Source organism: Mesotoga sp. UBA6090 (assembly GCF_002435945.1).
Lineage (GTDB): Bacteria > Thermotogota > Thermotogae > Petrotogales > Kosmotogaceae > Mesotoga.
In genome coordinates, this window is sequence record NZ_DIXC01000091.1 from 1 (window position 1) to 12,538 (window position 12,538).

12 protein-coding genes and 2 pseudogenes are annotated in these 12,538 nt (G+C 44.7%); 3 read left to right on the top strand and 11 right to left on the bottom strand.

Annotated features, from left to right (window positions below):
• Nucleotides 1–93 precede the first annotated feature (93 nt).
• A pseudogene (locus tag B3K42_RS13805) lies at nucleotides 94–297 on the top strand (HD-GYP domain-containing protein); the annotation flags it as partial.
• A gap of 24 nt (nucleotides 298–321) precedes the next feature.
• Here the strand turns inward: B3K42_RS13805 and B3K42_RS13645 are convergent.
• The 11 genes and pseudogenes from B3K42_RS13645 to gnd form a co-directional block, all read right to left on the bottom strand.
• A complete protein-coding gene (locus B3K42_RS13645) occupies nucleotides 322–1,014 on the bottom strand; it encodes an InlB B-repeat-containing protein (protein ID WP_292599283.1) in 693 nt (230 codons plus the stop codon).
• 27 nt (nucleotides 1,015–1,041) lie between these two features.
• A pseudogene (locus B3K42_RS13650) lies at nucleotides 1,042–1,185 on the bottom strand (InlB B-repeat-containing protein); the annotation flags it as partial.
• A 33-nt stretch (nucleotides 1,186–1,218) separates the two neighbouring features.
• Nucleotides 1,219–1,812 carry an InlB B-repeat-containing protein gene (locus B3K42_RS13655; protein ID WP_258367400.1) on the bottom strand — a complete coding sequence of 198 codons (594 nt, stop codon included), beginning with the start codon at nucleotides 1,810–1,812 and terminating at the stop codon, nucleotides 1,219–1,221.
• Nucleotides 1,813–2,433: 621 nt separating this feature from the next.
• Nucleotides 2,434–3,192, bottom strand: a complete 759-nt coding sequence (locus B3K42_RS13660) for an IclR family transcriptional regulator (protein ID WP_110990962.1) — start codon at nucleotides 3,190–3,192, stop codon at nucleotides 2,434–2,436.
• A 21-nt stretch (nucleotides 3,193–3,213) separates the two neighbouring features.
• On the bottom strand, nucleotides 3,214–4,509 hold the full coding sequence (locus B3K42_RS13665; protein WP_110990961.1) for a TRAP transporter large permease: 1,296 nt from the start codon (nucleotides 4,507–4,509) through the stop codon (nucleotides 3,214–3,216).
• Nucleotides 4,500–5,030, bottom strand: a complete 531-nt coding sequence (locus tag B3K42_RS13670) for a TRAP transporter small permease (RefSeq protein WP_110990960.1) — start codon at nucleotides 5,028–5,030, stop codon at nucleotides 4,500–4,502. Before B3K42_RS13670 ends, B3K42_RS13665 begins: the two co-directional genes overlap by 10 nt.
• A 65-nt stretch (nucleotides 5,031–5,095) precedes the next feature.
• A complete protein-coding gene (locus B3K42_RS13675) occupies nucleotides 5,096–6,097 on the bottom strand; it encodes a DctP family TRAP transporter solute-binding subunit (RefSeq protein ID WP_110990959.1) in 1,002 nt (333 codons plus the stop codon).
• A 35-nt stretch (nucleotides 6,098–6,132) separates the two neighbouring features.
• Entirely contained in the window at nucleotides 6,133–7,050 is a 918-nt protein-coding gene (gene dapA, locus B3K42_RS13680; protein WP_110990958.1) for a 4-hydroxy-tetrahydrodipicolinate synthase, read from the bottom strand.
• 402 nt (nucleotides 7,051–7,452) lie between these two features.
• Nucleotides 7,453–8,226: a 6-phosphogluconolactonase gene (gene pgl, locus B3K42_RS13685; RefSeq protein ID WP_220026643.1), complete on the bottom strand. Its 774-nt coding sequence runs from the start codon at nucleotides 8,224–8,226 to the stop codon at nucleotides 7,453–7,455.
• A complete protein-coding gene (zwf, locus tag B3K42_RS13690) occupies nucleotides 8,189–9,682 on the bottom strand; it encodes a glucose-6-phosphate dehydrogenase (RefSeq protein WP_181419115.1) in 1,494 nt (497 codons plus the stop codon). The genes pgl and zwf overlap by 38 nt, the downstream gene beginning before the upstream one ends.
• Entirely contained in the window at nucleotides 9,669–10,604 is a 936-nt protein-coding gene (gnd, locus tag B3K42_RS13695; RefSeq protein ID WP_110990956.1) for a phosphogluconate dehydrogenase (NAD(+)-dependent, decarboxylating), read from the bottom strand. The genes zwf and gnd overlap by 14 nt, the downstream gene beginning before the upstream one ends.
• A 542-nt stretch (nucleotides 10,605–11,146) precedes the next feature.
• Here gnd and B3K42_RS13700 point away from each other — a divergent pair.
• The gene (locus B3K42_RS13700) at nucleotides 11,147–11,398 is read left to right on the top strand and encodes a hypothetical protein (protein ID WP_146227066.1); all 252 of its coding nucleotides are present in this window, start codon (nucleotides 11,147–11,149) and stop codon (nucleotides 11,396–11,398) included.
• A 318-nt stretch (nucleotides 11,399–11,716) separates the two neighbouring features.
• The gene (locus B3K42_RS13705) at nucleotides 11,717–12,442 is read left to right on the top strand and encodes a DUF5790 family protein (protein ID WP_110990954.1); all 726 of its coding nucleotides are present in this window, start codon (nucleotides 11,717–11,719) and stop codon (nucleotides 12,440–12,442) included.
• Nucleotides 12,443–12,538: the final 96 nt, after the last annotated feature.

Below are 12,538 nucleotides of genomic sequence, written 5' to 3' on the forward strand. Positions count from 1 at the left end.
CGCATTTCAAAGACGATTCAAATATCTACCACGAATTTATGAGACTTTCATAACTTCTTCCTGCGATTCATTCCCTTTTGCTGTCAAAGTTGAGTTAAAGGAGAGGAGATCCCGCTCGCAGCGAGGATATTCGCAGTTGTAGAAGTATACGATGCACTGACTTCGGATCGACCCTACCGAAAGGCCTGGAGGAAAGAAAAAACGATTGAATACCTTCTTGAGAACTCAGGATTTCAGTTTGACAGGCACGTTGTGAAAGAATTCCTTGAAATCCTTGAAAGTTATCCTCCACTATGATCTTCTACTCACAGGATCTCAATTTCACTCCTGATCCAACCCTCCGCAATTACACCTGAAAGTGGCGATTGCAATTGTGTCCCATTCAAGAGTTATCGTTATGTCGGCAACCTCATAGGTAATGCCATCAACTAGCCAATCTTCAAAATGATACCCGGGATCAGGCGTTGCGCTCAAATTGACCTCCGCACCCTTATCATAGACATAAGTTCCGACATCGGGACTAACGGTTCCCCTTCCGGACTTATAGATTTCAAGAGTAACTTTCTCCACTTCTTGAACAAAGGTGGCCGAAACTGATTTATCACGGTCCATAACAACCGAAACGTTCTGGCTGTCTGAGTAATGAGAACCATCTAAGTACCACGCTTCAAAACCCCATCCATCTGCGGGAGTAGCCGAAAGCGGGACGGTGGTCCCCTCTATGTAGTTGTGATTTCCGACTGCGGGACTAACGGAACCCTGACCGGTTGGCTCAGCCATTGACAAGGTGAAAATCGTTGGCGGCTCTTCAATGAAGAGAGCCCTTGCCGTCTTGCTGGCATCCATGGTAATCGTTATCTGCTCAGAGCTTGAGAAGAATGCCCCATCTATCTGCCAGAAATCAAAGTCCCAGCCGTCGGACGGTGTAGCTACAAGGGTCACCATGGAGCCCTCTTCATAAATACTGTCACCGACGGCAGGTTTGACATTTCCACTACCTGAAGGTTCAAGCATCGTAAGTACGTGAGTCTTACGAACAAAAACGGCCCTTACATTTCTATCAGTGTTCATCGTGAGTTCGGCTTCACGTTCAGTGGAATAGACTGCATCTTCAACAAGCCACTGTTCAAATAGCCACCCCTCTGTCGGTGTCGCTTGAAGGATTACAGACTTTCCAGCATCATACTTATGATCCCCGACCGCCGGAGCAACGACTCCCTACCCTATCGGTTCGAGCATCGACAAAGTAACCGAAGCCACAGGCTCCTCGTTGAAGAAGGCTTTTACAATTTTGTTTGTGTCCATCAATAATTCAGTCGCCTCTTCACTAGAATAGAAAGCCTCGTCAACCTGCCACCTGTCGAATTCCCAGCCTTCCGTCGGAGTAGCGACAAGACCTACCACGGTCGCATAGTCATACTGATATTCTCCCGGCACAGGAACAACATTTCCCTCACCAATAGGCTCTTCCATAGTCAAAATGACTGGCTTTCTTACGAAGAAAGCCTTGACCGTCTTTTCTGAATCTATTTCTATCGATGTTGCTTGCTCGCTTGAGTAGTACTCCTCATTCACTTCCCAGCGGTCGAAAATCCAACCCTCTTCCGGAGTGGCCTCCAGTTCAGCAGTCGTACTAATCAAATACTTGTAAGTTCCTGGAAGAGGCTGGACGGTGCCCACTCCATCTGCCTCAAGCATTGTCAGAGTAGTAGTTTTGAAGATACATCCCGTAGCAAGAAAAATCACTATAGTCACTGCCAGAAATATAATTAACGCTTTAAAGTTGAATCTTATCCTCGTTTCGGTTCTCATAATTCCATCCCTCCAGTAAGAGAACTCTTCTCACATGCCTTGACATCCACTTAACTGAATTATATCCCTCGAACCTTGTGAAAAAAGTAGTAATCTAGACTCTGCCAAACCTTGATGATCATAGTCAATTCATTATGCTCATCACCGCGATTTGTTCTCAGAAAATTGAGAGAAGACTGGAGGATCCGAAATACAGAAGAATTTTGGATTACTCGGCGAAGATTGACTACGTTCTTTGATAAATTCCGAGACACTGACCAGCAATTAGTCCGCTCAGCCGGCCGATTTTTGAAAATCACATAATAGAGTTGGATTCAAGAACCATGAAACTGCATTGTTTCTGAAAACTTAGAGTAGCTGTATTCTTAAGACTTGCGATTTTCTCCACTGATCTCTGGCAGAAGAAAATAATAGTGCGATTTTGATCTCTGATTCAGTGTCTTGCCGCTCAGCAGAATTCGGATTCACTTATTCCTCTTCGTAGACAGCTCAAACATTTCAATTTCTTCTCGGAAGGTGCTTTTAGTCGACTCAGCCGAAATCACTTACCACACTGAATTGAAGGAATTGTACATGAATTTCCATAAACCTTCTAGCAAGAAGAACCGTTTTGGAAGAATGCTATGATTCTTGTGATCTGTACCCCTGAGTAGCAGAGATTCTTTCCACAACTTCTTTCAGCATTCTCGAATATCGTGTCAGAACTTCTTCTCCCATCCTGAAGACCGGACCGGATATGCTAATAGAGGCAACAACTTCGCGAGATGAACCGAATATTGGAGCTCCGACACAGACAACTCCATCTTCGTTCTCGCCTCTGTCGAAGGCCGTTCCTCTTGATCTTATTCTTTCTAATTCATCTCTTAGAGAATCTCTGTCAGTGATCGTCTTCGAAGTATGTGGCACAAGCTCAAGCGATTCGACCAACTTTTCGCGATCACGGTCCGGTAGAAAGGCCAGAATCGCCTTCCCAACTGCAGTGCAGTAAAGAGGGGCTCGTTTTCCTATGAAAAGCTTCGTGTGCAGTGACCTTGAACTTTCAAATCCTTCAATAGAGACGACTTCATTCCCGTCAAGGATTCCCATGTGAATAGTCTCCCCGGTCTCGAGGTGCAGTTTCTCCATCTCGCCAAAAGCAATATCCTTGATCCTCATGGAAGAAAGATATAAACTCCCTAACTCGAAGAGCTTGATTCCTATTCTGTAAGTAGAAGTCACACCATCTTTTTCGAGCACATGTTCTTCACAAAGAGCTTCAGCAATTCGGTACACGGTAGCTTTGGGAAGCCCGCTTTTCTTCGTCAGATCATCGAGACCCAGTCGGGGTTCCGTAAGACTAAATGAACCTATTATTCTGACAATCCTCTCAACACTTTGCATCTAAAGACCCCGCTTCTGAATTCAATGAGCATAACCAAGTAGTCTCGGCAGCCAAAGAACAAAATCTGCCCAGTAAGTAATTAGTACAAGTCCCATGACTTCGATTGGTATCCAGTATTTTAGCATCTCTTTGAAGACCTTGCCGACCGGAGTCTTGCTTATTGCGCTCGTTATGAAGCCCGTTTGCCCGTAAGGAGGAGTGTCAAGGGCAAGCATCAGGTTGAAAGTAGTTACAATTCCGAAGTGAACGGGGTCTATCCCCACAGCCCTCACAAGTGGAAAGACTATCGGTATTACAACCAGCTGTATCACGGATACATCAAAGAACATTCCAAGTATGAAGAAGAGAACGTTCACACTTAGAAGCAGCATCCATGCACTAGAAAGAAGTCCCAAATCCATGAAAGTGTTCGTCAGCAATAAAGGTATCTCTTCTCTTGCAAGCACATATTTCACAACGAAGGCACCGGCAATCATGAAGCTTATAGCACCTACGTTATAGACAGTTTTGAGCATTATCTTTCTCAGCTTCTTAACTCCAAGCGTACGATAGATAAAGATACTGACGAGTATAGAATATGCAGCGAGAACGGCCGCAGATTCAGTTGGAGTGAATATTCCTCCGTAGATCCCGGCCAGGAGAATAATCGGAGCCATTAGAGCGGGAAAGGATCTAATGAAACTCTTCGCAAGTACTTTCAGCGGATATCTCTTTCCTACTGGATAGTTTCTCTTTTTCGAGAGATAGTAGGCCATCCCAGCCTCAAGAAAACCCAGAAAGAGCCCCGGAATAATCCCTGCAAGAAACAAGTATCCCAGAGAGGTTCCTGTCAGCATGGCATAGATTACCATCGGGATACTGGGAGGAATGAGAGGAGAAATAGTTGCCGAAGCACACGTAACCGCACAGGCAAAGGGTCCATCATACCCGTCGTCCATCATAGCCTTTATCTCTATTGTCCCGAGACCAGAAACGTCAGCTATTTCCGAACCGCTCATGCCTGCGAAAATGATGCTCGCACCAATATTTGCATATGCAAGACCGCCACGCATGCCACCCAGAAGCTGTTTCAAGAAACCGAAAAGTCTGTCGGTTATCTCAGTATCATTCATTACGTTTGCAGCGAATATAAACATTGGAACTGCCAACAAGACATCCTGAGCTCTCAATTCTATTGCCATTATGTCAAGAAAGATTCCAAGATCCATTCCGGAAGTGATGAAGTAGGCGAAACCGCCCATTATCATTCCAAATGCAATGGGATATCCAAGGGCGAAGGTAGCACCGAATACTATGAAAAAGAGTATCAATCCCATGGTTCAACCTCCTTGGGAACGATTCTTCCAGAGAAGAGTTCTATGAAGCTCTTCACTATCCAGATTACGTTGTGAATGAAAGTCAAGACCATGAAAATGGGGAAACACATGAAGAGATAAGTCCAGGGAATCCTTAAGACTTCGGACTTGATGATCTTATAGAAAAGAACATCGCCGAGCACAGGTCCAAGCGTTACAAAAAGCACAGTACAAAAAAAGAGATCGAACGCTATCTGGAGAAGCAGCTGCGCCTTTCTGGGAAGTTTGAGAAATAAAATGTCAAATTTTATGTGTGCATCGAATTTTCTTGCATAAGGCGCTCCGAGGAAAATCGTCCATATGAAGCTGTATTGCGCTATCTCGAACAATTCCGGTGAAGGGCTACTAAATACATACCTCAGAATCACCTGGAAAAAGATGCTGAGGAAGAGCAGTCCAAGAAATATTATTCCGCCCCAGGATTCGATCAAATTCAGCGCAGTTTGAACGACTTTGAAAAGTGACGCCAAGAGTTTCTTCATGATAGACCCCCATAAAAATAGCCTGGACCAGGCTGGTCCTGGTCCAGGAAATACAGCTTATCTTATCAGTCCACGGGATACGACTGAATTGTTTCGTACATCCCCTTACCCCAGGCATTGTCAAATTTCTCCTGCGAATAGAATTCTTTTGCATGGTTCATGAAGGCTTCTTTGTCGGGAACTACAATCTCCATGTTGTAGTCGTCGACGAATTGTTTTAGAAGACTTGACTCCTGCTCCAAAACAAGATAGTTCATGTAGTAGCGAGCAACTTCCAGCGCTTTGATAATATAAGTCTTATACTCAAAGGGCAGTGATTGCCAGAACTTCTCGTTGATTACAGGATTAATCATCCCTATTGAATGGTCAGTAAGAACAATGTACTTCGTGACCTCCACAAACATTGCCGACAGATCTGTTGGGAGAGGATTGTCCTGACCGTCGATAGTGCCTAACTTGAGAGCGAGATACACTTCTCCAAAGCCCAATGGGGTAGGATTGCTTCCGATAGCACGTCCCATGTCCATGAATGCTTCGTTGTTGGGCATCCTGATCTTCATACCTTTGAGATCTTCCGGCTTGTAAACTGGACCCGCCTTTTCGGTTGTGTTGAGCTGCCTCATACCGAGATACCATGTATCCAGAACCCTCATTCCAGTATTCGATGCCAGCTCATCGAACCATCCTTTTACCATGGGACTGTTCATTACAGAGTACATGTGGTCAAGATCCCTGAAGATGTAAGCGGCGTTCAACACTCCCATCTTCGGCATGTTACCAAGATCGGCGAACCACGATGGCGCTCCATCACCGGCCATTTCGAGGTCTCCTCTCATGACTGCCAGCAAAGATGTCTGTTGATCTCCAAGCTGGCCTGAATGGAAGACCTTCACAACTATCTTGCCTCCGCTAAGATTCTCGACAACTTCGGCAAACTTGTTCATTGCAAGGACTTGCGGTTGAGTCGGTGCAGCAACCGTATTAAAGCGAATTGTGTAGGTCTCCTCAACGGCAAAGCAAATGCACACTGTGAGCAGAAGAAAAACTACGATAAATGCCTTTTTCATTGCCAAACCCCCTTTCGGTTTTTTGTTCCTGAAAGTCAGGAGATCTTTCCAAACTTTCTGAGAGTATCTTTCAATACCGCCACTTCGTCTTCTTCGATTTCCATTAGTGGCGGTCTTACACGTGCAACGTCAAGCCCGGAGTGCAAAGCAAAGGCCTTTTTCACCGCCGGCAATGGATTTGTTAGACGCCTGTTCCTGCCAAAGAATGCGCTGAATAGCGAATACAACTCTTTGAAACTGCCAGTTGCTTTCGTGGCGTCGCCTGAAAGGAACTCGTCGATCAGATTCCTCATCATATCGCCGATAACGTGGGAGCCTCCGCTTATCACACCAACTCCTCCTTGACTCATGACAGAGAGAACCATCAGATCGTCGCCGGAATAGACAACTATCTTTCCCTCTGTTGCCTTCAAGAAGGCTGAGGTCTGCAACGGATTAATTCCGGCCTCATCCTTGACGGCAACGATATTCTCAAACTCAGTTAACTTGGCCAGCGTCGCAGGATCGATATTCGAAGCAGTGAAGAGCGGGATATTATAGACCATTATCGGAAGGTCCGTGTTCTTGCATATCTGAGAGAAGTGATAATAGATTCCTTCCTGAGTCGGGTGACAGTAATAAGGAACAACTACCATGGAAGCGTCGTATCCTAGTCTTGCAGCCTCCTTCGTCAGTTCTATCGTCTCGTGAGTGTTAGCCGTACCTGTTCCAGCTATCAGCGGTACCCTGTCGCCAACTTCTTCTTTAACTTCTGCAAAGAGTCTTACCTTCTCCTCAAAGCTCATTGTGTAGAACTCGCCGTTTGTTCCGGCTATCACCAGAGAATCGCAATAGTTCTTACTGATCAAGTAGCTGGCGATTCTTCTTGTCATTGGATAGTCAATGGAATAGTCAGCTGCAAATGCAGTGCTCATTGGTATAAGTATCCTTCCAAACTTGCCAACAACGTCCATCAGTACGCCTCCCTATATTTCATCTATTGAAACGACATTTCTTTCATTGAAATTATACTTCTTGCCAGTCGATAATCAGAAGTCAATGAGATTCGACCTGAACCAACTAGAGGCAGAAGCACGGAATTATCAGTTATGATGCTTGAAATTCTTGTGAAAGGTCACTCTTTAGAATGCGAGCTTAGCCCCAATCAATAGCTCTTGATCGGGAAACTCCAAGGAATTATCTATACGGCCGATGAATTTCATGGAATTTTTGAAAAGAAATCTTTACTCGATTTCCATCATCGAAGAATCTCTTGCTTTTGCTTTTTTCGGATTTGGATGGATGGATGTATCGTAAGGCCGTATCTATTTCAAAAGAGCCTCAATCAATGCAAGCTCAACAATTTGAAAACAAAGCTAATCAAGAAAGTCTTTGGGTAGAAGCCCAGCCGCTTCTTTGTCGATCATCCAGAAGAGTTCTCCATATTCAGGAGATACAAGACTTATTGGCAATTCACAATCATTTTGGACCAGAACCAACCTAGCGATCTCTGCCTTGGCCTTTCCGGAGGCCAGAACGAAGATGTGTCTGGCCTGTTTTAGAGCTCGCAGACCAAGAGTAACCCTTTTGGAGGGCCTTCCATCGTAACTCACTTCACTGGTAAGTACAAGGGAATCATGGTCGTGAATCTCAGTCGAACCGGGAAAGAGAGAACCCGTGTGGCCGTCTTTTCCAAATCCCAATATTACAAGATCGAAATCTGTGGAATGTTCTCCAAAATAGTTAATCAATTCTCTTTTGTATTGAGCTGCGGCAATCTCAGGGGATAATTCACCTTTGATTCTGTGAATGTTCTCCTCAGGAATCTCGATCTTTCTAAGTAGAAGCTCCTTCACGAGTCTGTAATTGCTTTCATCGTCATCGGGATTAACGCATCTCTCGTCTACCCAGAAAAGGTCGACTTTTCGCCAGGGAATACTTTGTTTGTAAGGTTCTTCGGCAAGAATTTCATAAAGTCTTCCGGGCGTAGACCCCCCCGAAAGAGCTAGTGAGAATCTCTCATGAACGGTTATTCTGTTCTCAATTAGTTTTGCTAAATCTTCGGCGGCCGCATTTGATAGCTGCTCGAAATTGTCGAATATACTTAGCTTTCTATTTGCCACCGTCATCTTTCTCTGGTGGTTCTTCATCCTCTCCACAACAGCAAACAAACCACTCCCGACCTTCCCTCGAGACGATAAAACTGCTTTCTTCGGGACCCCAACTACCAGTTTCGTAAGTACACAATTTGACTTCTCCATTCTCTTGTCTTCTTATTATAGGGTCAATTATCCCCCAAGCTAACTCGATTTCATCAGATCTGGCAAACAATGATGCATCTCCCTGCATTACATCTACAAGGAGTCTCTCGTATGGATCAGGGAGGATGTCATTACCGAATCCGCCGGAAAAACTGAAATCCATTTTGACTGTTCTGGTCTTCATCGAACCTCCAGGAATCTTTGCCTCGAAAAATAGCTTTATTCCTTCATCAGGTTGAATACAAAGAGATAGAATGTTCGGACTAACAGCTTCGCCATTTATGGATTGTCCAAAAAGCATATGAGGAACACTCTTGAAATGGACGGAGATCTCCGAAACCTTTCTCTTCATCTTCTTACCAGATCGAAGATAGAATGGGACTCCCTTCCATCTCCAGTTATCCACATACGTCCTCAGTGCTGCATATGTAGGCGTTTTTGAATGCTTGGCAACTCCTTCTTCTCCAAGATAGCCATCATACTGACCTAGAACGACATCTGAACACTTGTTCATTGATCTCAGCACTTTGACCTTCTCATCCCTTAGTGCATCCGCCTCGAAAACTGCCGGCGGCTCCAAAGCCATTAAGGTCAGAAGCTGAAGCATGTGATTTTGAAACATATCTCTCAATACGCCAGCGGTATCGTAATATCCTGCCCTGTGTTCTACTCCAATATCCTCTGCAGCAGTTATCTGAACATGATCAATGTATTGACGATTCCATAGTGGTTCAAATATCGAATTGGCAAAACGGAAAGCAAGTATATTCTGAACGGTCTCTTTCCCAAGAAAGTGGTCTATCCGGAAAATCTGGTCTTCCCTAAAAGACTCGTGAACAAGCCCATTAAGCTCTTTTGCGCTTTCAAGATCTCTTCCAAAAGGCTTCTCAATCACTATGCGAACTTCCCTTTCCTCAGATCTACTGAGACCCAATTTACCCAGGTGTTTCAGTATGATCGAATGCATTTCGGGAGGAATAGAGAGGTAAAAAAGAAGATTTGATCTAACCTGCTCGTTCCTCTCCAATTCGTCGATCCTTTTTTTCAGTTCGCCGTATGTCTCTTCTTGATCATAGTCGCCCTGTAGGTACTCAATTTTAGTTTCAAATCCCTTCCAGAGATTGCAAATCTTTGGATCAGATCTGGAGTAATCCTGAACCCCCGCAAATAACCTATCGCGAAAGCCTTTATCCGATATCTTGCTCCTAGAAACGCCGATTACGTTGAATTTTTCAGGGAGCAGACCTTCACAACCGAGGGAGTGAACAGCTGGAACAAGTTTCCGTTGTGTAAGATCACCGGAAGCCCCGAATACAATCATTATTGAATTCTCAATCTTCGCCATCTTTGCTCCCCGGTCTTGTGTGTTTTATTTCGTGGCCACCAAACCTGTTTCTTATGGCTGCAAGGAGTTTCGCCGAATAATCCTCTTCGACACGGCTCTCAATCCGCTTCTGCAGAGACAATGTAATTACCGGGGCGGGGACGTCGAGATCCATGGCCTCAACAACTGCCCAACGTCCTTCTCCTGAATCTGCAACCCATGGCTCTATGTTGCGGAGATTCTGATCACCGGCTAGTATATCGCTAATCAACTCCAAAAGCCATGACCTGATCACACTTCCGTGAAGCCATATATCGGTGACTTCCTTCAGATCGAAATCAAATTCCTTCTTCGCTCTAAGGATCTCGAATCCTTCCGCATAGGCTTGCATCAACCCGTACTCTATTCCGTTATGGATCATCTTTGCGAAATGGCCGGCTCCCGCTTGGCCAACTCTTCCCCACCCTTTGTCTTGTTCAGGCGAAAGTGTTGTGAATATTGGCGCGAGGTTATCTATGATCTCTCTCTCACCTCCAATCATCATGCTGTAACCTTCTGTCAATCCCCAAATTCCCCCGCTTGTGCCGACATCTACGAAGTTAATTTCTCTTTCCGAAAGTCTTTCCGATCGCCTAATTGAGTCTTTGTAATTACTGTTGCCTCCATCAATGACTATATCTCCAGAATCGAGCAAGTCTTTGAGAACATTTATAGTTGTTTCAGTTGGAACGCCTGCAGGAATCATCAACCACAGAATACGAACCGGCGACAACTTCCTCACAAGCTCTTCCAGAGAAAAGGCCGGGCGAAGTCCTATCTCTTCAGCCAGAACCTTTGTAATCTCAGAATTGAGATTATATCCGGTGACAGTATGCCCGCCAGCGACGAGTTTTCTGGCAATATTGCCTCCCATTTTACCAAGTCCTACTATCCCTATCTCCATAGAAGCATCTCCTTCTCAAGAACTCTGACTCTCAGAGAATTTCTACGGAACTTCCGATAGCAGAGTCGAGTTATTTAAGACGTTGTTACTAAACAGATTCCTAATTGGGCTCTCACATTTCCGAAAACCAGCAGGTTGCTCATAGTTCTATTGTATCAATCGAGGTTGATTCAACCCTCCCTAGTTAGGCAGTGCTGTTATTACTAATCAACTAGCTATCTTCAAGAACCGAATCCCGAATTAGGTTGGAGTCTATGGGTCTTGAGTGATTCCCAGCAAAAGAATATTTCTTACTGCCCACCAAAGATTTGACTTTCACAGTGTACACAAATGACTGATTTTGTTTCTGTCTCTTGTATAGGAATTCGATAAATCAACTTTTGTTGATGTGACAAACTCTCTAGATACGCTGTGACTCAGTCATAAGCCGATTTACCAATCAGGGTATTTGGAGGCGATGGAAATGAGGAAGTGCTCTTTCTCGGTTCTTCGGTTATGCAATCTTGATCACAGGTTGTGTCGGTCTACTTCGGACAAACGAAATGAAAGGGTCCGTCTTCACGGTTGAGTACATTGAAAACGCTTCAGTAAAAGTCTATGACCTTGATGGAAACCGGGTTATCGAAAGGGAGGTTCTCGATACCTATACCAAACGGGTTCAAGTTCCCGGTAATACTACTGGTTCCTTCGATATCCCTGAAGAACAGGAGAAGACTGATGCTCTTGCATCGGTTGTCGAAGAGTCCTTCCATTCGGAGCAAATACTTGTAAACCTTAGTTCCCGAAAAGTCTAACGATGAAAATCTTCGTAAAGCATTGAAAAGACTACGTTAGAGTTAATTTCTCTAGGTTTATCCCTCGTTATATATTTTATGTAACAGAGATCACAAGATTCTTCAAGTCCCTGCTAAAACAGCTCAAAATGATCAGTTATAGATAACCTTGACAAAAAGCTCTGAAAAAGGATTCAACCTCGATCCCCGTACTGGATATTGTTTCAGTAGCTTTGAGGAGCTTCATCTCGAATAAGGAATAAGAACGACATTCTATTTCACACTCCTTCCACTTACAGGTTCTTATAATAGTCTTAGTCTCAAATGGAGGTGACAAGAATGAAGAAGATAGCAGTTCTCTCGATCCTAATTCTGATTCTTGGAGTAGTGGGCACAGCTGCACCCGGTTTAAGAAATGCCATGGATGGGGAGATTTTGCAACTACGTCTACAAATCCAGATTGCGAATGCAATAAACGCAGCCGACCTCTCTCCTGAACAGCTGGGCCAAGTGTATGATCTCGCAAAATCCGCCCGCGAGGAACTCGAAGCGCTAAAGGAAAGGGTCACGAATACTTTTGAAGAGACTCTGGAAAAGGCAATCTCCGGTGAAGAAGCGACTCTTCCAGAAATGGATTCAGTCAGGGCAAGAATGCAGTCGATAGTCGAGAATTATCTGAACGGCCTGAAATCAATTATAACGGTCGAACAGGCCGAGAATCTTGCTGAGTACTTCAGTGAAATGGCATTTGGAAATCGAGCTGACGCCTACAAGAAAAATGCGCCTTTGAGAGAGAGAATCGAAGAAAGACTTCCGGAGATTGAGGAACAACTGAGACAGCAGTTCAGAAATCTTCCTCCCGAAGCCCAAGAACGCCTCAAGAATCTCGATGTTGACGAAAGAACGAGAGTCTTGAAAGAGAAGATGGCCGACAGGCTCAATGCCAGCAGACCAGGAATGGTTGAGAGACCCGCGCAAAACAACTTCACTGCTCAAAGACTGGCAATGGTCCTTCTATCTGACGAAGCGCTGGAAGTAATGGAGAAGATGCTGAACCAACAATAAATGACGATCGTTCTACGATTTGAACCCGGAGACATTGTGTCTTCGGGTTTTCTTTCGGAAAAACCCTTTCAGGTGAGTAGCCCAGGGGGATTTCAC